This window comes from Nonomuraea sp. MG754425 (assembly GCF_021699195.1).
Lineage (GTDB): Bacteria > Actinomycetota > Actinomycetes > Streptosporangiales > Streptosporangiaceae > Nonomuraea.
This window is the reverse complement of sequence record NZ_SSXE01000066.1, coordinates 1-22,421: the sequence shown is the minus strand read 5'-3', so window position 1 is coordinate 22,421 and position 22,421 is coordinate 1. Positions and strand designations below refer to the sequence as shown.

Sequence of the window (22,421 nt, the reverse complement as noted above, 5' to 3'; positions counted from 1 at the left end):
GGTGACGGCTCCCGTGCTCGAACGGGTGGCGGCGGGGCCCGGCCGGCGCGCCCGGCGCCGCCCGGGGCCGCGCCGCCGTGACCACCTGACCGGCTGGCTGCTGATCGCCCCGGCGCTGGCCTACTTCCTCGTCTTCCTGCTGTACCCGGCGCTGTCGGCGCTCTACTACAGCTTCACCGACTGGAACCTGCGCGCCGAGGCGAACTGGGTGGGCCTGGCCAATTACGCCGACCTGCTCTTCGACGACGTCAAGTACCCGCACTTCTGGAAGTCGGTCAGCGTCACCCTGCAGTACACGCTCATCGCCGTGCCGCTGACCCTGGTCTCCGCGCTGGTGCAGGCGCTGCTGCTGAACGCGGTCCGGCGCGGGGCGAACCTGTTCCGGCTGCTGCTGTTCCTGCCGGTCGTCACGGCGGAGGCGGCGGTGGGCGCGATCTGGCGCTGGCTCTACGACCCGCAGTACGGCCTGATCAACACGCTGCTCGGCCTGGTCGGCATCCCCGGCCAGAACTGGCTCAACACCCCCGAGCTGGTCATCCCGGCGCTGGCGTTCATCGCGGCCTGGCAGTGCGGCATCTCGATGATCATCTACCTGGCGGGGCTGAAGGGCGTCCCGGCCACGATCCAGGAGGCGGCGGTCATCGACGGCGCCGGTCCGTGGCAGCGGTTCTGGCGGGTGACCTTCCCGATGCTCCGGCCGACCACGTTCTACCTGCTGGTGACGGGCGTGATCGCGGCGCTGCAGGTGTTCGGCCTGGTGTACGTGATCTTCTCGGGGAACGGGCGCAGCGTCACCGGCGGGCCCGAGCAGTCGGGGCTGACGTACGTGCTGCACCTGTACCTGTTCGCCTTCCGCTACGACGCGATGGGCGCGGCCTGCGCGATGTCGTTCATCCTGCTGGTCTTCATCATGATCGTCACCGCGCTGCAGTTCCGGTTCGTCAGGCAGGAGGCGGCATGACGAGGGCGCGCAAGGCGTCGGTGTACGTCGCGCTGGTGCTGCTGGCGGCCGTGTCGGTGGTGCCGTTCCTGTGGATGCTGGCCACCTCGGTCAAGCACGGGCAGGACATCTACAACAAGGTGCCCACCCTGCTGCCGCTGGACAAGAAGACCGGCGAGTGGGCGGCCACCCTCGGCAACTACGAATACGTGCTCGGCGTCGGCGGGCTCGGGAGCGCCTTCGTCAACAGCGTGTGGGTGTGCGCCGTGCTGGTGCCGGCCAAGCTGCTGATCGACGCGCTGGCCGCGTACGCGTTCGCGCGGATCCCGTTCCCCGGCCGCGACAAGCTGTTCGTGATCATGCTGGGCGGCATGATGGTGCCCGCGATCACGCTGCTGGTGCCGCGCATCCACGTCACCCAGTCGCTGGGCATGTTCGACTCCGGGTGGGGGCTGATCGTCCCGAACATCGCCTCCGTGCTCGACATCTTCCTGCTGCGGCAGTTCTTCCTGTCGCTGCCCGCCGAGCTGGAGGAGGCCGCGCTGATCGACGGCGCGGGCCGGATGCGGATCTTCTGGCGCGTCGTGCTGCCGCTGTCGAAGCCCGTGCTCGCCGTCGTGACCATCACCAGCTTCCTGTTCCACTGGAACGACCTGGTGTGGCCGCTGCTGGTCACCAACGACCCCGAGCTGTACACGCTGCCGCTGGCGCTGCAGCAGCTCGTCGCCAGCCCGGACGGCGGGCGCGCGTACTACATCATGGCGGGCGCCACGCTCGCCGTCCTGCCCGTGATCGCGGTGCTGCTGGTCTTCCAGCGCCGCATCCTGCAGGGCATCGCCTTCACCGGTCTGAAGGGTTAGCCATCAAACAGGAGGAACAGACTGTGGCCATCGAGATCCGCGACGGGGTCGCCGTCGTCGACGGCGTGCCGCGGGTGCTCGTCACCGCCGACTATCCGTACTACCGCGACGACCCGGCCGGGTGGGCCGACCGGTTGCGCGCCGTACGGGACGAGCTCGGGATCGAGGTGATCACCTGCTACCTGCCGTGGCGGCACCACCAGCCGCAGGCGGGCACGGCGCCCGACTTCACCGGCCGGAGCCATCCGTCCAGGGACGTCACCGGCTTCCTCGCGCTCTGCCACGAGCTGGGGCTGCGGGTGATCGCCAAGCCGGGCCCGTTCATCCACGCCGAGGTGAACTACGGCGGGCTGCCCGACTGGGTGTGCCCCGACGCCGACCCCGCGTTCGAGCCGCTGCTCGACGCCCGCGGCGAGCCCGCGCGCTGGGCGGACGCCGCCGTGCCCGCGGGCCGGCCGCTGCCCGCGCCGCTCGGCCCCGCGTTCCTGGCCAGGGCCGGCGAGTGGCTGTCGGCGGTGGGCAAGGAGGTGCTGGACGGGGCGCCGGCCGTGATCGCGCTGCAGATCGCGAACGAGGGCGTCTACACCAGCGGCTCCCTGCCGCTGACGGCCTACGACTACAGCGCGTCCGGGGTGGCGTTCTACCGGGACCGGCTGCGCGCCTGGTACAGGACGCCGGCGGCGTACAACGAGAGCCACGGCACCGCCCACGCCGGATGGGCGGACCTGTGGCCCCCGACGGCCGCCGACGGCCCGCTCGCGCGCGCCGACTGGGGGCGCTTCCACGCCGAGTACCTGGCCGAGGTCTACCGCGTCTGGACGCAGGCCGTCGGCTCCGGCCTGCCGGTCCTGGTCAACCTCAACCCGCCGACCGTCCCCGAGCTGGACGACTGGCTGGCCAGGGTCCGGCCGGAGCTGTGGGGCGAGATCTCCTACGGGTTCACCAACTGGATGGGCGTCGTGTCGGCCGACCGCGACGCGCACGCCCGCTACGTGATCGCGGCCAAGCGCGCGCCGGGGCCGAACCTGGAGGAGAACTGGGGCTTCTCCGAGCTGTACGACCCCGCCTACATCGACGGGGCCACCAGCTTCCACCAGTCGCTGCTGGCGCTGGCCGCCGGGGCGACCGGGTTCAACGTCTACACCGGGGTGGCCACCTCCGGCTGGACGCCCGAGCTGGACGCCGCCCGGAGCGGGCCGTACCCGGACTGCCCGCCGGTGGACGCCGGCGGCGCCCCCACCGCCAAGGCGCCGCTGGTGCGGGCGCTGGCCCGGTTCTTCGCCGTCCACGGGGCCGAGTTCCTGGAGTGCGCGCCGGTGCGGCGGGACGCGTTCGGCCTGTACCTGCCCTACGCCGGGATCGCCGCGCTGTCCGGACAGGACGAGGACGCGCCCGGGTGCGGACGACCGCTGCGGGCCTTCCACGAGCGCATGCGGACCAGGGGCCTGGACTACGGGATCGTCGACCTGGAGAGCGTGACGGCGCAGGAGCTGGCCGCCTACCGGACGGTCACGGTGCCCGGCGGGCCGTTCCTGCACCGCGAGGTGCGGGACCTGCTGGCCGCCTACGCCGAGGCGGGCGGGCTGGTGCTGGTGGACGGCCCCGTGCCGGAGCTCGACGAGCGGATGAGGCCGTGCGCGCCGCTCACCCCGTCCGCTCCCCCGCCGGACATGGACGAGGGCCTGGTCGTGCACGGGGACGCCGACGCGTTCCTGCGCAGCCATCCCACCCGGGATGTGCACTACCTGGTGGTGCTCGTCCAGGCCGGCAACGAGGGGCCGATCACGTTGCGGACCCCGTACGGGATGGTCGAGGTGGTCGCCGCCCAGGGCGGCGGCGGGGTGCTGCGCCTGGCCGACGGGCAGGTCGGCGATGTCGTGGTGCGCGGGCTCAACACCTATCTGGACTGCGCGGTGGAGGCCGGGGTGCGCCTGGACGGCGTGCGCTCGGGCGCCTCCGGGCCCGGTGATCTCGTCCGGATCGACGGGCGACTTGTCTAGACGAAATCGCGATGGCCGTCGAGAGGAGGCGCGGGTATTTCACCGCGGGTGTCGTCGCTCTGCTCCTTCGCACGGGGACTCGCCCCGCTGAGAGGAGATCGCCATGGCATCCGGAGAGTTCCAGGTCATGAAGGTGCCGGCCGAGCAGTTGGCCGGCATTCTTCACGGCCAGGTGGTCGATCCCGGTGCCCAGCCCACGAACGTCGTGCACCGCGATGAAGGCTGGACGGTGGACGTGAGCTGGGAGGTGACCGGCGAGCTCATCGACTGGCTGGCGGGACGCTGGCAGTTAGAGATCATCGCCGGTCTGGTGGGGGGTGGCGAGACCAGGCATCCGTCACCACCTGTGGAGATGACCTTCACCCCGGGCTCGGGCCGGTACACGGCCTCGATCCCGATGCGCGGCCAGCTCACGGCCGGCCTCTATGACCTCGTGGTCAACCTCACCACCAGAACGGCCGCGGGCACCGCGGGGGCGCTCGGCGGATTCGTGGTGATCAGCAGGATCACGGTGCGCGACTGACGGGTCCGCCCCTGGCCGCGACCACCGGGGGCGGACCCGCCCGGCGCGTACGCACGGAAGGTTGCAAGCCTTCCGCAAGCGACACATTCTAGGCTCCTGCCGACGGCGGCCACGGGGAGACAGACAGGCCGCCGCACTGTATCTGACGCCGCAGGCGGCGCTCTGAACCAAGGAGCCCTCCGCCAGGCGACGGGAGACCAGTAAACGGGAGACTGCATGTCAGACACTCCGATGACCGCGGACGACGTGCTGCGCATCGCCGCCTACAAGGACCGGAGCGCGGCACTCGAAGCCATGGTCATCGCCTACAGCTACCACCGCGTGGCCGCGGACCTCGCGGTGCGCCTGGGCCGGGAGGCGAACAACTGGTACTGCTACGCCACCTGGACCTCCAAGGCGATCGGCGAAAGCCTCGACCTCGGCCCCGACTCGCCGTTCATCGAGGACTTCGGCCGCCGCCTGGGGGTGCCGCAGCGCTTCAAACGCCTGTTCAGGGCCGCCCTGCTCACCTTGCTCGGGCCCAGCTACCAGCTCGGCCTGGCGCTCGCCAACCGGGCCATCTTCCTGGAGACGGCCAGCGTCGCGGTCAACCTGTGGAACGACACGCCCGACCGCTTCCTCAAGGTCAGCCCCGAGTCCGACCTGACGCCGAAGCCGCCCGAGTTCCTGACCGATCTGCTGTCGCCGGCCGACCCGCGCTACCTCAAGGACGCCGCGCGGTTCATGGTGGAGGCGGCCGCGACCGAGGACCCGGAGGAGCGGGCGGAGCTGATGCTCGGCGCCAACATCGCGCTGTCGGCCTACGAGCAGGCCCGCGCGCAGGCGGCGCTCGAACTGGTGCTCTACCGGCCGGTCCGCTGGCTGACCCGGGTGTCGTGGCGGTCGCTGCGCTCCCTGGTCACCCGCACGCCGTTCCCCAGGTTCCGCCTGTACGCGGCCGCGCACGCCGACCAGCCCTGGCTGACCCGCAAGCTGGAGGGCCTGTGGTCCTCGCTCTACACCCGCCACCTGTTCGCGGTGCGCACGCCGCTCAGCGACATCAAGGTCGGCAAGCCGCTGACCGCGCCGGCGGGCGTGGACCTGGCCGAGGCGTGGGCCCCCATCCACAACGAGAAGGTGCGCAAGCTCGCCGAGGAGTTCATCACCGAGGACCAGGAGGCGTCCACGGCCGGGGTCACCGACTGGGTGTCCTATCCCGACCGCATGCGCTTCATCGTCAGCTACTTCCGCGTCTACCAGCGGGTGGACGCCCTCTACCGGGTGCCCTTCGAGCAGGAGATCGCCGAGGGGCTGGCCGAGGAGATGCGGCGCGGGCTCGTCCCCGAGGCCGTCGGGGGCATGGCGGCGCTACGCGGCCGGAAGTTCTACGCCTACCCGTCGGAGACGGACCCGGACGCGCACGAGATGGCGCACTTCGACTTCGAACCGTTCCTGGAGGCGATCCCGCTTGATCAGTGAGTAGCCCATCAGTCCAGGAAGTCGCGCGTGATCTCGCGGGCCTGGAGGAGCCCGCGGAGTCTCGCGAAACAGCGGGCCCGGGTGGGGCCGATGCTTCCGACCGGTCTGCCCAGCCTGCGCGCCACGTCCACGTAGTGGGGCTCGGAGGTTTCCGTGAGCGCTCTGAAAAGCACCCTCTGCGCTGCCGGCAGTTCCTCGACCAGCTCTTCGAGCGTGCCGGCCAGCCAGATCCTGGCCAGTTCCCTGTCCACGTCGTCCGTGCTGCCGAGCGAGTCGAGATCCGGGGTGCAGATCTCCTTCGTGCGTTTGGAGAGCTTGAGGCACTCGCGGAAGGCGATCGTGGCCAGCCAGCCGGGCATGCGCTGGCCGTCCTCGACGCTGCCGAGGTTCTGCCAGGCGAGCATCCAGGTCGTCTGGAGCACGTCCTGGGCGTCCTCGTGGCTGAGCCTGAAGCGGCGGATGCGCGCCTTGAGCATCGGGCTGAACTCCTCGACCAGCCGCTCCCACGCCCAGGCGTCGCCGTCTTGCGCGGCGGCCACCAGGGCGGCGGTGTCGAGACGTTCGATGGTGTCCACGTGCATGTCGTTCTCCCCGCCGGACCGGGTACTCGGGGGGCCTATTCCGGCCGGCTACCTCACCGTGCGCCGGATGATCGGAAAACTCTGTTCCGAAGGAGACAGCGGGCGTGTGTTCCTCGTCACATTCCGGGGATCCCCGAGCGTGTGCTGTCCGCCCGCGCGATGCGGCCTAGAGTTCTTGCATGAACGGGCGCAGCGGGCTTCCGCACGACGTCGAAGCGGTTGCCGCCGTGCTGGCGGAGATCACGTTGTTCCAGGTGCTGGGGGAGAACGGCATCCGGAGCACGGCGCGGGCGGGGGTGGCCCGCAGATACCGTTCCGGGCAGATCATCTTCCATCAGGGCGACCCGGGAGAGTCCCTGTACGTCCTGCTGGACGGGCTGGTGAAGGTGGTCTTCACCACCGAGCACGGCGACGAGATCGTGCTCAACATGCTGAGCCGGGGCGACACGTTCGGCGAGATGGCGCTGCTGGACGGCTCGCCGCGCTCGGCCTCGATCGTGACCGTGCGGCCCGCCTGGGTGTTCGCGCTGCCCAGGGCGCGGCTGCTGGAGCTGATGCGCGAGCACCCGGCCCTGGCCGACGAGTTCCTGCGCCTGCTCGGCCACATGGTGCGCAGGCTCACCGGGCAGGCCGCCGACCTGGCCTTCCTCGACCTCGGGGGACGCCTGGCGAAGCTGCTGCTGGAGCTGGCCGACAAGCACGGCCAGGCCGACGACGTGGTGGACCTGCCCGGCCTGACCCAGTCCGACCTCGCCGCGCTGATCGGCGCGTCGCGGCCGGCGGTCAACCGGGCGCTGCAGTCGCTGGTGTCGAGGAATCTCATCTCCGTCCAAGGGCGGACCATCACGCTGCTGAATGTCGCCGCCCTGCGGAAACGGGGCGGCCTCTGACCGGAACGGGGAGTACGGGGTAGATGAACGATCATGAGGAGCGCTGGCCACAGGAGAGGTTCCGCAGGCTCAGGCAGCAGGCGGACCCGGAGATCGACAAGGTGGTGGCCGAGTACGTCCAGGCGCAGCCCCCGGGGACGGGCGCGCTGGAGCTGGTCAAGGCCGTGATCGCGGAGCTCGGTGCGGCCAAGCGGGAGGCCAGGGCGCCCTCGGGCGAGCCGCCGGCCTCCGAGATCTTCGACGCGATCGACTTCGCCAAGGAACTGCCCGCGTGGGGCGACGACCGGGAGCTGCTGGCGCGCGGGCAGGCCGTGTTCGCCGACTATGGGCTCTACCAGGCGGCGGCGCTGTTCTGCAAGTGCCTGCCGATGGCGTACGTCGAGGTGTCCAGCGCCAAGGTGCTGGCCGGCGTCTCCAACCTGGCCACGCACAGCCTCACCCGCCGGGTGGCGGAGACCGGGCAGATGCTGGTGGACGTGATGGGGCTGAAGGCCACCGACAGCCTCCAGCCCGGCGGGCCCGGCCACACCACGGCGATCGGCCTGCGGATCCTGCACTCGTTCGTACGGGCCCTGGTCAACGAGCGCTACGCCGAGCACTGGGACACCGACCGGTACGGCCCGCCGGTCAACCAGGAGCTGCTGCTGGCCACGATCTTCGACTTCTCGGTCGTCACGTGGGAGGCGCTGGAGACCATGGGCGTGGTGCTCACCGACGAGCAGCGCACCGCCCACCTCTACACCTGGAGCGTCTTCGGCCACCTCATGGGCGTGGACGCCTGCCGCGACGGCGCCCTCACGCTGGCCGACGTCGAGCCGGTCAGCGAACGGCTGGGCCGCCTGTACGAGTCCAGCGACGAGGGCCGCCGGCTGATGGCACGGCTGCTGGAGGAGATGGAGTCCTTCATGTACCTGGGCTGGCGCAAACTGCCGCGCAGCCTGGTGCACTGGGTCTTCCGCGACGCCAGGTACAACGCCGACAAGGTGCCCGAACTGCTCGGCGTGCCCAAGCCGGCCTGGTGGTTCACGGCCCTGTTCGCGGCGGCCCGCAACGCCCATCGGCGAAAGTGGCTGGCCGCGCCGGTGGACGGTGTGATTCGCTGGCTGGTACACAAGGCGGGCCGGCACATCGTGGTCGCCCTGATCGACCGCCACTCCGACGGGCAGGCGGCGTTCAGGATCCCCGACGAGCTGGCCCGCGCCTGGCGGATCAAGCAGTCGAGCCCGGCCGTGCGGGCCCGCCGGATCCGCCGCACCGTCCGCAACACGCTTCGAGTGCCCGCGCAGGGGCGGAAAGGCCCGCGCTAGTGACCGCCGCGCATGAGCCCAGGCGTGAGCCGGGCACGCTGACCACGTCGACGATCCTGTTCACCGACGTGGTCAGCTCGACCGCGCTGCGGATCCGGCTCGGCGAGGAGCGGGCCAACGTCGTCTTCCGCCGCCTGTACGAGCTGCTGCGCTCGGTGGTGACGGCCAGCGGCTCCTCCTTCACCAAGAGCCTCGGCGACGGGCTGATGGCCGTGTTCGACTCCGCGACGGCCGGGCTCGACGCGATCATCGCGGTGCAGCAGGCGGTGGCCGACGAGAACGAGCGCGCGCTGGAGAAGATCTCCGTCAGGGCGGCGCTCGCCGCGGGCGACGTGTGCTGGGGTCAGGACGACGTGAGCGGCCTGCCGACCGTGGAGGCGGCCCGCCTGGTCGCGGTGGCCGAGGGCGGGCAGGTGCTCTGCACCGACCTGGTCCGGCGGCTGGCTCAGGGGCGCAGCCGGCACGAGTTCAAGGATCTCGGACGGCTGCCGGGCAAGGGGCTGCGCGAGCCGCTGCACACCTACGAGCTGCACTGGCAGAGCGCCGACCACCACCTCGGCGGCGGGCTGGCGTCGTGGCTGGACGACGGCGGCATGCTGCCCTTCGTCGGCAGGGGGGAGGAACTGCGGGCCCTCGACGGGGAGCTGGCGGCGGCCGAGTTCGGCAGCGGGCTGGTGATCCTGGAGGGCGAGCCGGGCGCGGGCAAGACCCGGCTGGCCTCCGAGGTGGCCCGGCGGGCGCTCAAACGGCAGTTCACGGTGCTGGCGGGGCGGTGCACGGATCCGGCGCGCAAGGCGTACGAGCCGATCGCCGGCGCGGTGGAGCGGCTGGCCCGCACCTCGCCCGCGCTGCTGCTGCGGGCGGGGGTGGACCAGCAGTGCGGCCAGCTCGTCCGGCTGGCGCCGTCGCTGGCCACGCCGCCGCTGTCGCTGGCGGTGCCGCCCGCCACCGAGCCCGTCTCCGAGCGCTACCACCTGATGGCCGCGGCCCGCACGCTGATCGAGCGGCTGGCCACCGTACGGCCGGTGCTGCTGATCATCGACGACCTGCAGTGGGCCACCCTGGAGTCGCTGCAGATGCTCAGCGCCCTCATGTGGGACGCCGACGCGCTGCCGATGCTGGTGCTGGCCACGTCGCGGCCCGTGCCGGTCGAGTCCGCCGGCTCCCACGCGCTGCCGGAGCTGCACAAGCTCACCGTGACCGCCCGGGTCGTGCAGGTGCCGTCGTTCGGGCCGGACGAGGTCTCCTCCGCGCTGACGCAGTCGCGCGCCAGCGGCGACCCCGAGCGGCTGCACCGCATCACGGGCGGCAACGCGTTCCTGGTCAGCGAGGTGATCAGAGAGCTGGCCGCGGGCAAGGAGCTCGATGCGCTGGCCGTACCCGACTCGGTCACCCGGATGGTCATGGCCCGGCTGGCCCAGCTCCACCCCGACGCCAGAGACCTGGTCACGCTGCTGGCCGTCGGCGAGCGCATGGCCTCGGCCGAGCTGCGCCGCGGGCTCGACCTCGACGAGGCCAGGTTCGTGGCCGCGGTGGAGGAGGCGATGGGCACCGGCCTGGTGACCATGCTGGACAACGGGTCCTGCCGGTTCTCCCACGAGCTGACCAGGGACGCCCTCTACGCCACGCTCTCCCCGCCGCGGGCCGCGCTGCTGCACGGGCGGGTGGCCGACGCGCTGCGCGAGACCGACCCGGCGGCCATGCGGGCGCGGCCGTACGTGGTGGCCACCCACCTGCTGGCCGCCGCCGAGCACGACCGCGACGCCGAACGGGTGAGCGCGGCGGCCGACGCGGCCGTACGGGCGGCCCAGCACGCGCTGGCCGGGCTGGCGCACCGCGAGGCGGTCACCTGGTACCAGCGGGTGCTCGGCCTGCTGCACGACTCCCCCGGCACCACGCCGGAGCGCCGGGCCGAGCTGCTCGTCGAGTGTGGCCGGGCGATGTGGCTGGCCGGGCATCCCGAGGCCAGGCGCACCCTGCTCGACGCCGCCGACCTGGCCAGGGAGTGCGAGCGGCACGACCTGGTCGTCACCGCGGCGCTCGGCGGCGACCCGGGTTCGGCCATCTCGGCGACGCCCGACCGCGAGCGCATCGCGCTGCTGACCGAGGCCCGCAAGGTGGTCGACTCGACCGACGTCAGCACCAGGGCGCTGCTGGCCGCGCAGCTCGCCTCGGAGCTGATCTGGGCCTCCGACGGCGAGCGGCGCTTCGCGCTGAGCGACGAGGCCGTGGCGCTGGCCCGCAAGTCCGGCGACCCGCGCACGCTGGCCGGCGTGCTGGGGATGCGCAGCCTGACCATCATCCCGGCCGACCCGCTGCACCAGCGCCACCGCGACGGCGACGAGATGCTGGAGGCGGCCCGCCGGACGGGCGACGACCTGGTGCTGTTCCACGCGTGCATGCAGCGCACTCCCCCGGTGCTCGACAGCGGCGACACCGCCAAGGCCGCCCTGCTGCTCGACCAGGCCGACGAACTGGCCCACCGGCTCGCGCAGCCGCACCTCACCTGGCTGATCGGCTACTCCAAGGCGGGCCTGACCCTCATGCAGGGCGACCTGGCGCAGGCCGAGGCGGCGGCGGAGTCGGCGCTGCGGCTGGGCTCGGAGATCGGCCGCCGCCTGGAGGCCGTGGCCATCTACTCCGAGCAGATCGCCGAGATCCGGCGGCTGCAGGGCCGGCTGTGGGAGCTGGGCGACCGGCTGCGCCGCGCCGCCCGGCACCCGCGCGTGGACCCGGTGCACGCGGTGCTGCGGTACCTGTGCGAGCTCGGCGACGAGCAGGCCGGGCCGCTGCTCGACCGCATCCTCGGCTACGCGGGCGCCACGCCGCCGCGCAACATGGCGCACCGGCCCGCCCTCGACAACCTGGCCGTGGCCGCCGCCCGGCTCGGACGCGCGGAGCTGGCCGGGCGACTGCACGACTCGCTGGCCTCCGGCGGGGAGACGTTCGGGCACGGCGCGGTGGCCCACCACTGCGGGCACCACTACCTGGCCCACCTGTGCCTGGCGATGGGCGACCGGGGCCGGGCCGCCGAGCACTTCGAGGCCGCAGCGGAGGTGCACGAGCGGCGCGGGGTGCCGCTCATGCTGGCCGAGTCGCTCCTCGACTGGTCGGACCTGCTGGGCGCGGGCGGCGTGGGCGGGCCCAAACCGGCCGACCTGCGCGAGTGGTGCCGCCCGCTGCTGGCCGGGCGCGGCGCGCTGCTGCTCGAACGGCGGCTCGACCGGAGCGCCTGACGGCGGCAGGCGGGCTGTGCAAGGCCGTTCAAGGCTGTTTGAGACTGTTTAAGCAGGTCAGAGGCCGGGCAGCCCGTTCGGGTGAGAGTGAGCGGCTACCCGCCGATCGGATCGTACGCGTTCCTGTCCGACTGCCACACGGCGGCGCTGGTCGCTCCCGACGGCGCGGTGGAGTGGATGTGCGTGCCGCGCTTCGACGGTCCGAGCCTGTTCGCCCGGATCCTCGACCGGCGGCGCGGCGGGGCGTGGGAGCTGCACGTCGAGGACGCGTCCGTGGCCGGGCGCGGCTACCTCGACGAGACGCTCGTGCTGCGCACGCGCTGGGAGAACGCCGCGGGTGCGGTGGTCGTGCACGACTTCCTCGCCATGTCGCCGACGCCCACGGGCGACGGCCTGGCCCCCGTGCGGCTGCTGGTGCGGTGGGCCAGGTGCGAGCGCGGCCGGGCGGTGGTCAGGTCGCGGATGCTGGCCAGGCCCGGTTACGGGGCGCGCGAGGCCCGCTGGACGCTCCGTGACGGGGTGCTGGAGGAGGACTCCGGGCTGATCCTGGCCGGGGTGCGGGAGCCCGAGTCGCGCACCGTCCTGCGTGAGGGCGAGTCGCTGGCGCTCATGCTCGACTACACCGGCGCCGGGCCGGGCGGCGAGCCCGGACGGCTGCTGGAGGACACGGTGCGGTCCTGGCGGTCGTGGTCGGCCCGCTCGGGGTACGCGGGCGTGGGGGCCAAGGAGGTGCGCCACAGCGCGATCGTGCTGCGTGGCCTGCTGTACGACGAGGGCGGCGGCCTGCTCGCGGCGCCCACCACGTCGCTGCCGGAGTGGCCGGGCGGGCCGCGCAACTGGGACTACCGTTACGTCTGGCACCGCGACGCCGGCCTGGCCGTGCTGGCGCTGCTGCGGCTGGGGCACCGCGAGGAGGCGGGCGGGTACCTGCGGTTCCTGCTGCGGCAGTGCGGCAGCGGCGAGGAGGAGGTGCCGCCGCTGGCGGCCGTCGACGGCCGGCCCGCCGGCGAGGAGCACCCGCTCGACCACCTGGAGGGGTACGCCGGCTCCCGGCCCGTCCGCGTCGGCAACGGCGCCGCCGCCCTGCGCCGGCTCGACACCTACGGCCACGTCCTGGACGCGGCGCTGGCCTACCACGAGGTCACCGGTGAGCTGACGCCGCGCCAGACGTCCCGGCTCTGGCGGCTCGTCCGGCTGGTGCGCGAGCGGTGGCGCGAGCCCGACGCCGGCGTCTGGGAGACGCGCGGCGCGCCCCGGGCCTGGACGCACTCCAAGCTGTACGCCTGGGTGTGCTTCGACCGCGCGCTGCGGCTGGCGGAGCTGACCGGGGAGGACGGGCTGCCGCTGGAGGAGTGGCGGGCCGAGCGGGCGGCGGTGCGCGCGGACCTGCTGGCGCGCGGCTACTCGGCGGAGGCCGGCTCCTTCGTGCAGAGCTACGGCTCGACCGGCGCGGACGCGTCGCTGCTGCGGCTGCCGCTGACGGGTTTCCTCGACGGGCGGGACCCGCGGGTTCTGGGCACCCTCGACCACGTGCAGTCGCGGCTGGGCGAGGGCGGGGCGCTGCTGCACCGCTACGACCCCGAGAGCACGCACGACGGGGTGGCGGGGCCGGAGGGCGCGTTCCTGATGTGCTCGTTCGAGATGGTCTCGGCGCTGGTGCTGGCCGGGCGGACGGCCGAGGCCCGCGACCGGTTCGAGACGTTGTGCGCGCGGGCGCGGCCGCTGGGCCTGTTCGCCGAGCAGACGGCCACGGACGACGGGAGCATGCTGGGCAACTATCCGCAGGCGGGCACCCACCTGGCGCTGATCGAGGCGGCGCTCAACCTCGACTCCTCCGGCACCACGGACGCGCTGCACGACTGGGCCGCGCGGGGCGGCTGACGTGACGGCTCCCGTCAGACGGGCCGCTCCGGGGCCAGATCCAGGGTCTGACCTGCTTCGATGGCCACGCGGACGCTTCTGGACAGCGTCTCCTCCAGGGCCGCGCCGTGGGTCTCCAGTGCGTGCATCCCCTCGGCGTCGTCGGTGTGCGCGAGCAGGGCCCGGTACTTGTCGTTGGCGTCCAGCGCCTCGCGGGCCCGCAGGGCGGCGTCGGCCTCCTGGACGCGATGGGCGTAACGCTCCAACCGCTCGATCCTGGCCGTCACGGACGCGACGGAGCGGCGCAGCGCCTCCTGCTGCGGCTCCAGCACGGCCTTCAGCTCGGGGGTGACGACGCCGCGCACGGCCCGCTCCTGCTCCTTGCCCAGGTGCGTATGGACCCGCAGCAGCATCGCGATCTCCCAGATCTGCCGGGGTAACAGCACCTCGTTGGCCAGGCCGTCCAGCAGGCGGCCGCGCATGGCCCGCGAGGCGTGGACGGTCATGACGGCGGTTCTGGCGCGTTCCAGGAGAGCGCGTCCGGGCGGCGACAGCTCGGAGACGAGGACCACCCGGTCGCGGTAGCCGGCCCGGGACACCCGCAGGCGCGGCACGAACGAGTCGATGATCACCAGGCGTTCCTCGCCGGTCAGGCCGGGGTCGGCGACGAAGTCGACCGTGCGCCTGACGTGGTCGCGTTCCCGGGCGAGCCGCCGCTCCTCGTCGGCGCGCTCCGACCGGCGGCGCACCGCGTCGTGGGCCACGACGAACGCGCAGAGCCCGACCAGGCCGAGCACCGGGGCGGACAACGCGGCGACGGGCCCGGCCAGCAGGTACAGCACGCCGCAGGCCACCAGGACGGACGCGCCGATCGAGGCCGACGCCAGCGTGTACCAGCAGCCCTTGCCCACGCCGTCCCCCTCTGAGCGAGTATCCGAAGCACCCTGAAAGCCGACAATAGCCTTCAATTTCGGGAAGATCATGAAATTTCGGATCTGTCGGCTCGGGCTCCGGCGTCAGCGCAGGTACGAGGCCCCGTTCAGGTCGAGCACGGCTCCGCTGGCCCACTCGGCGTCCGGCGAGGCCAGGTAGACGACCGCCGCGGCGATCTCCTCCGGGCGCGCCACCCTGCCGAACGGGCTCTGCGCGCGGATCGCGTCACCGCGCGGGGCCTTGAGGTGCTCGTTCGTCATGTCGGTCTCGACGAAGCCGGGGGCCACGCCCGCCACCCCGATGCCACGCGGGGCCAGCGCGATCGCGAGCGACTGGCCCAGGGCGTTCATGCCCGCCTTGCTCGCGCCGTAGGCGGGGGCGTCGGGCTCGCCGCGGAACGCGCCGCGCGAGGAGACGTTGACGATCCGGCCGCCGGCGGACATGTGCCGCAGCGCGCACCACACGACGTTGGCCGCGCCGAACAGGTTCACCTCCAGCGTGCGCCGCCAGGCGTCCTGCCACTCCTCGTACGACGTCTCGGCGACGGGGTGGTGGAAGAACACGCCCGCGTTGTTCACGACCACGTCGATCCGCCCGCCCAGCTCCGCCGCCGCCGCGTCCACCATGCTCCTGACGCCCTCGGGGTCGGCCAGGTCGGCCTGGACGACGGCGTGCCCCTCCCCCGGCAACTCGCCGAGCAGGGACCCGGCCGCCTCGGCGGAGTCGCGATGGTGGATCGCGACCCGGTCCCCCTGCGCGGCGAAGGCCGCCGTGACGGCCCGCCCGATCCCTCTCGACGCCCCTGTGACAAGAACTCCACGTCCACTCATTTACCGCACATTAGGGGATCAACCGACCACGTCGTCATCCCGGTCCCCGCCGGCGGACAACCGGCCGCGGGTGTGGAACGTCCTGACATTCCCGTCCCCTGTCAGGAGTCGCGCCATGGGATATCCGCCCCTGCCGTCAGGCCCGTACGGACCGCCGCCGCCGTACCGGCCGCCGCAGGTTCCCCGTGTCCCGCCTCAGGAGCCGCCGGGGTCGCCGCGTGACGCCGTGGCGCTGGTCGTGCTGCTCGCGGTCGGCGTCCCGCTGCTGCTCCTGGGCGCCGGCGCCGCCGTGGTGATGGTCCTGACGGACACCGGCCGGAGCACACCGGCCGTCGAGGCGGACGCGCCGAACATGGTCATGCCCTCCCGCGACCCGCTGGCGAGCCCGGGAACCGGCGACCCGGCGGCCCAGCCACCGGCGGCGGACGATGCCGTGGGCCCGCCGGCCCAGGCGCGGGCCGCCGTCGGCGGGACGCTCCCACTCCAGGGCGCCGACCCCGCCCTCCGCGTGAACGCGACCGTGAACCGCCTGGTCAACCCGGCCACCCCCGCCTCCGAACTCGTCCGTCCGCAGGCCGGGAACAAGCTCGTCGCCGTGGAGATCACGCTCGCCAACACGGGCCAGACCGCCTACGGCGACGCCCCGGCCGCCGGCGCCGTGCTCATCGACGGCGCAGGCAGGCAGTACCGCAGCGCCCTGGCCGACGTCGGCGAGGGCCAGGGCTTCGGCGGCAGCGTGACCGTCGCCGCCGGGGACTCGCGCACGGGCGTGATCGTGTTCGAGCTCCCGGAGCCGGCCCAGCCCGTCACCTTCCGGTTCGGGCCGAGCGGCGGGCCGGCCGGCCAGACGGGCGAGTGGACGCTCTCCTGACCTCCGGCCCGCGGCGTGCGGCCGATCAGGTGAGGCGGCCCGTCCAGACGACGGAGGCGGCCTTGAAGATCAGGGCCGCCTCCCGGTCGAAGTACGGGGAGAGCCCGGTGTCGTAGCGCTCGTCGCCGTCGGTGTCGGAGACGCTCATCGTGACGCCGGTGAGGTAGCCGAGCCCGAGACCTTCGTCGTAGCCGGACATCCAGGCCGAGCCGAGCGAGCCCGCACCCGTGAACGGCGAGCCGACGCCGACGAGCCGCTCGGCCACCGGGTCGGAGACGGCCACGCCGGTCGCCGCGCCCGTGGACCGTTCGAGGCTCTGGCCCGTGTAGGGCGAACTCCCGTCGGGGTGGGAGCCGGCCGGGTAGCCGAAGACGTCGAACGCGGGGGCCGGCGGCTGGTTCCAGCCGAAGCCCTGCGCGCCCACGTTGTCAGCCAGCCGCCCGAGGTCGCTCAGCACGCCCGCAGGATCGGCGACGACGCCGCTGAAGACGTTCACGAACGCGAAGTCACGGTCGTGGTCGCGGAACAGGGTGAGGTCCTGGTGCGCGGTGGCCTGCTTGCCGGCGTACAGGCCCTTGGGGGCCACGCCGCCGGAGTAGCCGGGCACGAAGGCGATCCGGGAGTGCGCGGTGGTCTCGCCCGCGAGGTCGAACACGCAGTGACCGGCGGTGGCGACGAGGTTGCGGTACTGGTTGTGGACGGCGCTGCCGGTGCACCAGTGGGGCAGGCCGTCGGCGGCGACGAAGAACACCTTGCCCGAGGTCGTGGGCGCCTCCCCCTCCGTGGCGGGGCTCAGCGGCACGACCTGGCCCGGCGTGCCGTCCGGCTCGGGCGTGGTGGACGTCCGCTGCGCCGAGGCGGCCGTCCGCACGGTGTACGGTGTCGCGGCGGCGAGGTTGGCGCCCCCGTCGGCCAGCCAGAACCGCGCGGTCTCCACCGCCTGGGCCGTGGTGCTCAGCGTGACGGCGGCCACCGGCGGGGCGGCCTGGGCCGGCGCCGCGACGGCGGTGGACCCCGCCAGCCCGAGGCCGACGCCTAATGCGATCAGGGTGCGTCTCATGCTCGATCTCCCCGTTCAGTCGTGAACCGGCCAAGATCATATGTCGGGGCGGAGCGCCGGGAAAGATGGGAATCGGCCGGCGAGGCCGGGGGACGTGCCCGGCCTCGCCGGCCATGGGCCCGCGCCGGTCAGCGGCGGGTCATCGGGTGGCCACGTACTCGTAGGCGCCGGCCTCGATGCCGCCGTCCGCGCCGACGGCGACGCCGTTCAGCGCGATCTCGCCGTACGCCTGCCGGCCCAGGCCGATCGCCCTGCTGCCGGCGAGCAGCAGGAGCGGGGCGGCCGGGTCGAAGCGCGGGTCGTCGAAGACGTTGCCGGTGCCGTCGTCGCCCATCTGGTACTGGTCTCCGTCCAGCACGTTGTAGGAGTTGTGCGCCGCCGTCACGCCCGGCCCGTAGGCGCTCTTCTTCCTGGCATGGATGGCGTTCTGGGTCATGGTCAGGTGCTCGTCGGTGCAGGTGGCGTCGCAGACGACGCCCTCGGCGTCCTCGTTGGGCAGGTAGACCGAGTTGTTGCGGAAGACCGTGCGCAGCACGGGACCGTTCGGCTCGATCTGCCTGTCGGGCGTCTCGCGGTACGGCCCCCTGGTGACCAGCGCCGACCTGGCGCGCTCACCGTAGACCGCGTTGTACTCGAACACGTTGTCCGCGGTGCCGTCCGGATCCTTGGACTCGCCCGTCGGCAGGGTCTCGGTGCCGAGTTCGGTGAAGGTGTCGTTGTCGACCGAGATGTTGTGGTGCACCCAGTTGCGCGAGCCCCGGAAGATCTCGACGGCCGCGCCGTCCCACACGTAGTCGAAGCTCGGCGCGATCGAGCCCCTGATGTCGTTCCACGAGATCTCGGAGTCGTCGCCGTGGACCAGGATGGCGAAGGCGCCCGAATCGTCGTTGGCGTACTCCTCGCCCATCTCCGACGCGTCCGTGTTCACGCTCATGACGTTGTTGTTCACGAAGTCGTTGCTGTTGACCGAGGTGTATCCGGCCTGCTCGCCGATGTACACCCCGGCCGACGCGCCGGTGATGTAGTTGCGGTGCAGGAAGTTGTGGCTGCCCTCCACCGTGAACCCGGACCATTCGCAGCGCTCCGCGCCCTCCACGCCGACGTGCAGGTTGAGGACGTCGATGTGGTCGCCGGACAGCAGCACGCAGGACTCCTCGTCGCTGCCCTTGAGCACCGGCATGGCCCCGGTGCCGTAGGCGTCCACGACGATGGGGGCGTCCTGTGTGCCGGACTCGTCCACCACCAGCCGCTCCGCCCACGTGCCGCCCCTGCGCAGCAGCAGCCTGGAGCCGGGGGTCAGGGTCGCCGCGTTCGCCCTGGCCAGCGTGCGCCAGGCGGACGTCTCGGAGGTGCCCGCGTTCGCGTCCTGGCCGCCGGCGCTGTCGACGTAGTAGGTGACGGGGGCCGCGGCGGCGGCCGGGGCGGCGATCAGGCCCGAGACCACGAGGACGAGCGCGCAGACCCCCGCCGCGTACCACCCACGCGTCCTCACGGGTTTCCGTTGATCAGGGCCATGGCCAGGTCGGGGCTGAACTCGCCCGCCGGGGTCGAGCCGGCGATCCCGCACGGCCCGTCGGAGTCACCCGGCACCTTGACCCAGAACAGGTACTCGGCCCCGGTCGTCTGCCGCTGCGGCGGGGTCCCGAGCTTGCGTCCGGGCGGGTTGCACCAGTTGTCGCCGGGTGTGTCGTCCGTGTAGGGGCCGTTGCCGTTCCGGCTCGTGTCGATCACGTACGTCTTCGCGCCCACCGAGCCCTGCAGCAGGCCCTTGACCGCCGCCGCGTACGTCTCGCTGTCAGCGGTGGTGAGGTAGTTGGAGACGTTCACCGAGAAGCCGCGCGTGCCGGCGACGCCCGACTTCACCAGCAGCGGCGCCATCTGAGCGGCCGGGATCCAGGTGGCGTTGCCCGCGTCGAGGTAGACCCACGCGTTCGGCGCCTGCGCGCGCAGCACCTGCGTGGCGTCCAGCAGCATCCGGTACTGATCCTCCGGGTCCTTGCCGATCTGCGTCACGCACCCGGCGGCGGCGACGCCGTCCGGCTCCAGCACGACGACGGCGTGCCGGTTGCCGATCGCCCGCGCGAACTCGGTGATCCAGGCGTGGTACCCGGCCGCGTCACCCGCGCCCCCGCCCGAGTGGCCCGCGCACGCGTCACGGTTGGGGATGTTGTACGCCACCAGCATCGGCAGCCGGTCCTGGGCCTGGGCGGCGCCGACGTACGCGTCCACGGCCAGCGTCAGGTCGCCGAACCAGCCGCCGAACCACTCGAAGATCGGCTTGCTGCCGATGCCCGACATGATGGCCTGCCCGGTGGTGGTGCCGGAGTGCTGCGCGGCCCACCGGGCGGGGTTCGACAGCGGGGACACGTACAGGTCGGACGGGCGGGTCGCCTGCGTCTCCATCAGCGAGACGTTGTCGAACCGGACCACCGGCCGGGCGCCGGACCCGCCGAGCTGGAAGGTCACCTCGGCCGCCGTGTCGGAGGCCGCCGCGGCCGTGAACGGGATGCTGTGACGCCTGCTCGCCGTGGTCAGCGGCACGTCGGCGGCCAGCGACTGGTTGCCGCTCGGGGTGGCCGCGTACTGGACCGTGGTCCTGGCCGTGAAGGCGACGGTGGAGTAGGCGTCGAAGGAGAGGGTGTAGCTCCTGCCCGGGATCAGGGCGGCCGTGGTGGGGGCGGCCACCATGGCGTCCCACGGGTTGGCCACCACCGCCGTCACCTCGGCCCGCATGCGGTCGGACTCGGCCGACAGCGCGGTCTGGCCGATGGTTGCCCAGGGGGCGGTGGAGCCGGTGAAGGTGCCGTTCGCGATGAGCTGCGCTGCGGCGACGGCGCTCGCGGCGGTCGTCGTGCTCGCGGTGGTCGTGCTCGCGGTGGCGGGTGGGGTGAGGCTGAGGGGCGCGGCGGCCAGGACGGCGGCCAGGGCCACGGCCCGTGCTGCCTTCGTGCTTAAGAGTCGCACTTTTGATCACCTTTCGGCGGGTTCGGCGATGATCATTGCTGACTCGTCCTGACAAGGTCAAGAAATGTCACCACACTCCCACCGCCAACTCCGGCCTCGCAGCGGGCGACAGGCCGTCAAGGTCCAGGCACGCGTAGCCCGCTCCCTTGACCGGGGCGGGGATCAGCCGCACGAGGTCACCTATGATCGCAATGGTTCCGGCGAGTGGGCCGAGTTTCCTCGGGCCGAGGACGCGGAAACGTTCATGGAGTGGCTTGTCGCCGGGACAGCCGAACGTGAAGATCGCCGAAGTCGGGGAGGAGACGGCCGATGGATGAACTGCTCGCGTTCGTGCGCTCCCGGCTCGACGAAGAGGAGGCGAGCGCGACCGCGGCCACGCCGGGGCCATGGTCCTACGACCCCAGCAAGGAGTGGTACGACGGGGAGGACTTCGTCACCATGACCAACGGCCAGGAGTTCGTCGGCTACGGAGGCCCGTCATTCTTCGCCGGGGCCGTGTGCATCACCGGCGACGCCGGCCACTCGCAGTCCATGGCCGACGCCGAGCACATCGCACGCCACGACCCCGCCCGCACGCTCCGCGACGTACGGGCCCGGCGCGCGACGCTCGCGCGGTGCGAGGAGGAGATGTCGTCCGGTGTCCCGCCTCTGGTCGGGTTCGCCCGCGGGACGGCGTGGGAGATGGCCCAGCGGTGGAGCGATCACAAAGGCTTCAAACAGGCATGGAAGCCGTGAACCTCCCCAACTGATTCGCCGGATGGGGATGATCGGCGGAGCAGGCCGACGATCATTAGCGGCATTCCAAACGATCAGAGATACCGAACAGCAAAAGAGGCCGTTTCCCCTCAGGGAAACGGCCTCCACCTGCGGTGGGCGATACTGGGATCGAACCAGTGACCTCTTCGGTGTGAACGAAGCGCTCTCCCGCTGAGCTAATCGCCCGCCCCGTCGGCCCGTCGTGCTGCCGACGTGGAAAACCATACCGCACTCCGACTGCTACAGCGAACCGGTTGATCGACGGCGGCCTCGCGTCCGCGCGCCTCTCAGAGGGTGACCAGTCAGAGGGATTCGGGTGAAACGCGGCGGTTGCCCATCGGCACGGCGGGTGGGTGGCATACCATCGTCCTGTCCCGGAAGACATCGGACACGATCTTCCAGAGAAACGTTCATGGACGACGCGTCCGGGGCAGGCTCCACAGCACGCAAAACCCTTGTAAATACGACCCGATTGATGCCGTTTAGCCTGGTAGATGCCTAAATGTCCCGCTGTGATGTGCGTTACAGAAGGCCTTGGGAGCGGAATCTTTCCTACAGGTTTCTTCGTTCCGCGTCATAGCTCAGGGCGAAGTCCGTCAGAGCAGTGAAAGCCCCGAAGAGGGGACCTACGACGAAAAGGTTTGGCTGACGATGAACAGCACCACCGTCTCTGCCGAGCTTGGCCTTCGGCTAGTGGTCCCCGACCGTACTACCGTCCCCCTGCTCGCCGGACTGAGTTACACAGCCGACGATCCATACGCCATCCGCATGGCCTTCCACGTAGGGAACGACGAGCCGGTCGAGTGGATCTTCGCCCGCGAGTTGCTGACCGTGGGCATCGTGAGGCGTGTCGGCGACGGTGACGTGCAGGTCTGGCCCGCACGCGCCGACGGCGAGCGCACTCTGCACATCAGTCTCACCTCCCCGTTCGGGCAGGCGCTGTTCGAAGTGCCGCTGGCCCCCCTCACCGAGTTCCTCCACCGGACCTACGAGAAGGTCCCCGCCGGACGGGAGACCGACTTCATGGACCTCGACGCCGAGCTGACCAACATGCTCTGGCCGTCCTGAGCCCGTAGCACGAGCACCAGCCGTCCGGCGATCTTGAAAGTGAAGGGGCCGGACGTGATCATGCCTGGGGGAGGTTCCGTCCGCGGAGCCTCCCCCAGGCATTTCACGCTCCGCTGAACCGCCGCCGAACCGCCCCTGAACCGCCCCTGAACCGCCGCGGGCGCTCAGGCCCGCAGTGACTTGATGACGTCGCGCATCCTGGCGATCTCGATGCTCTGCCCCGAGTAGACGTCCTTGGCCATCAGCCGCATGCGCTGGTCCCGGCCCCCGGCCAGTTCCTCCCC

General features: G+C 72.0%; 18 protein-coding genes and 1 tRNA gene. 12 read left to right on the top strand and 7 right to left on the bottom strand.

What is annotated here, in order from left to right; all coding sequences use genetic code 11:
- The first annotated feature begins 1 nt into the window (after position 1).
- From FAF44_RS22875 to FAF44_RS22855, 5 genes are all read left to right on the top strand, one after another.
- The gene (locus FAF44_RS22875) at positions 2-961 is read left to right on the top strand and encodes a carbohydrate ABC transporter permease (RefSeq protein ID WP_237105273.1); all 960 of its coding nucleotides are present in this window, start codon (positions 2-4) and stop codon (positions 959-961) included.
- Entirely contained in the window at positions 958-1,800 is an 843-nt protein-coding gene (locus tag FAF44_RS22870; protein ID WP_237105272.1) for a carbohydrate ABC transporter permease, read from the top strand. Before FAF44_RS22875 ends, FAF44_RS22870 begins: the two co-directional genes overlap by 4 nt.
- Before the next feature lie 23 nt (positions 1,801-1,823).
- Positions 1,824-3,800, top strand: coding sequence for a beta-galactosidase (locus FAF44_RS22865; RefSeq protein WP_237105271.1), 1,977 nt, complete (start codon positions 1,824-1,826; stop codon positions 3,798-3,800).
- Positions 3,801-3,903: 103 nt separating this feature from the next.
- Complete coding sequence (locus tag FAF44_RS22860; protein ID WP_237105270.1) at positions 3,904-4,323, top strand: hypothetical protein; 420 nt, start codon at positions 3,904-3,906, stop codon at positions 4,321-4,323.
- A gap of 216 nt (positions 4,324-4,539) precedes the next feature.
- Positions 4,540-5,781 (top strand): hypothetical protein, encoded by a 1,242-nt coding sequence (locus FAF44_RS22855; RefSeq protein ID WP_237105269.1) that lies wholly within the window; start codon positions 4,540-4,542, stop codon positions 5,779-5,781.
- Between the two features lie 8 nt (positions 5,782-5,789).
- Here the strand turns inward: FAF44_RS22855 and FAF44_RS22850 are convergent, their stop codons facing one another.
- Positions 5,790-6,362 (bottom strand): RNA polymerase sigma factor, encoded by a 573-nt coding sequence (locus FAF44_RS22850; RefSeq protein ID WP_237105268.1) that lies wholly within the window; start codon positions 6,360-6,362, stop codon positions 5,790-5,792.
- A 179-nt stretch (positions 6,363-6,541) separates the two neighbouring features.
- Here FAF44_RS22850 and FAF44_RS22845 point away from each other — a divergent pair, with 179 nt between their 5' ends.
- From FAF44_RS22845 to FAF44_RS22830, 4 genes are all read left to right on the top strand, one after another.
- Complete coding sequence (locus tag FAF44_RS22845; protein WP_237105267.1) at positions 6,542-7,252, top strand: Crp/Fnr family transcriptional regulator; 711 nt, start codon at positions 6,542-6,544, stop codon at positions 7,250-7,252.
- Positions 7,253-7,275: 23 nt separating this feature from the next.
- Entirely contained in the window at positions 7,276-8,559 is a 1,284-nt protein-coding gene (locus FAF44_RS22840) for an oxygenase MpaB family protein (RefSeq protein ID WP_237105266.1), read from the top strand.
- Positions 8,559-11,795: an AAA family ATPase gene (locus FAF44_RS22835; RefSeq protein WP_237105265.1), complete on the top strand. Its 3,237-nt coding sequence runs from the start codon at positions 8,559-8,561 to the stop codon at positions 11,793-11,795. Before FAF44_RS22840 ends, FAF44_RS22835 begins: the two co-directional genes overlap by 1 nt.
- Positions 11,796-11,876: 81 nt before the next feature.
- Positions 11,877-13,676, top strand: coding sequence for a glycoside hydrolase family 15 protein (locus FAF44_RS22830; protein WP_237105264.1), 1,800 nt, complete (start codon positions 11,877-11,879; stop codon positions 13,674-13,676).
- 14 nt (positions 13,677-13,690) lie between these two features.
- Here the strand turns inward: FAF44_RS22830 and FAF44_RS22825 are convergent, their stop codons facing one another.
- Positions 13,691-14,566 carry a hypothetical protein gene (locus FAF44_RS22825; RefSeq protein ID WP_237105263.1) on the bottom strand — a complete coding sequence of 292 codons (876 nt, stop codon included), beginning with the start codon at positions 14,564-14,566 and terminating at the stop codon, positions 13,691-13,693.
- Positions 14,567-14,671: 105 nt separating this feature from the next.
- The gene (locus tag FAF44_RS22820) at positions 14,672-15,418 is read right to left on the bottom strand and encodes an SDR family NAD(P)-dependent oxidoreductase (RefSeq protein WP_237105262.1); all 747 of its coding nucleotides are present in this window, start codon (positions 15,416-15,418) and stop codon (positions 14,672-14,674) included.
- A 115-nt stretch (positions 15,419-15,533) separates the two neighbouring features.
- Here FAF44_RS22820 and FAF44_RS22815 point away from each other — a divergent pair, with 115 nt between their 5' ends.
- A complete protein-coding gene (locus FAF44_RS22815; RefSeq protein ID WP_237105261.1) occupies positions 15,534-16,289 on the top strand; it encodes a DUF4352 domain-containing protein in 756 nt (251 codons plus the stop codon).
- 25 nt (positions 16,290-16,314) lie between these two features.
- Here FAF44_RS22815 and FAF44_RS22810 read toward each other — a convergent pair whose 3' ends face one another.
- The 3 genes from FAF44_RS22810 to FAF44_RS22800 all read right to left on the bottom strand — a co-directional run bounded on the left by FAF44_RS22810 (position 16,315) and on the right by FAF44_RS22800 (position 20,313).
- On the bottom strand, positions 16,315-17,349 hold the full coding sequence (locus FAF44_RS22810) for a serine protease (RefSeq protein WP_237105260.1): 1,035 nt from the start codon (positions 17,347-17,349) through the stop codon (positions 16,315-16,317).
- Positions 17,350-17,488: 139 nt separating this feature from the next.
- Positions 17,489-18,841: a hypothetical protein gene (locus FAF44_RS22805; protein ID WP_237105259.1), complete on the bottom strand. Its 1,353-nt coding sequence runs from the start codon at positions 18,839-18,841 to the stop codon at positions 17,489-17,491.
- The gene (locus tag FAF44_RS22800) at positions 18,838-20,313 is read right to left on the bottom strand and encodes a glycoside hydrolase family 6 protein (RefSeq protein WP_237105258.1); all 1,476 of its coding nucleotides are present in this window, start codon (positions 20,311-20,313) and stop codon (positions 18,838-18,840) included. The genes FAF44_RS22805 and FAF44_RS22800 overlap by 4 nt, the downstream gene beginning before the upstream one ends.
- Positions 20,314-20,622: 309 nt before the next feature.
- Between FAF44_RS22800 and FAF44_RS22795 the strand changes: the two genes are divergently transcribed.
- On the top strand, positions 20,623-21,048 hold the full coding sequence (locus FAF44_RS22795) for a DUF6221 family protein (RefSeq protein ID WP_237105257.1): 426 nt from the start codon (positions 20,623-20,625) through the stop codon (positions 21,046-21,048).
- Between the two features lie 135 nt (positions 21,049-21,183).
- Here the strand turns inward: FAF44_RS22795 and FAF44_RS22790 are convergent.
- Positions 21,184-21,255, bottom strand: a tRNA-Val gene (locus FAF44_RS22790).
- A 465-nt stretch (positions 21,256-21,720) separates the two neighbouring features.
- Here FAF44_RS22790 and FAF44_RS22785 point away from each other — a divergent pair.
- Complete coding sequence (locus tag FAF44_RS22785; RefSeq protein ID WP_020547189.1) at positions 21,721-22,137, top strand: SsgA family sporulation/cell division regulator; 417 nt, start codon at positions 21,721-21,723, stop codon at positions 22,135-22,137.
- Positions 22,138-22,421: the final 284 nt, after the last annotated feature.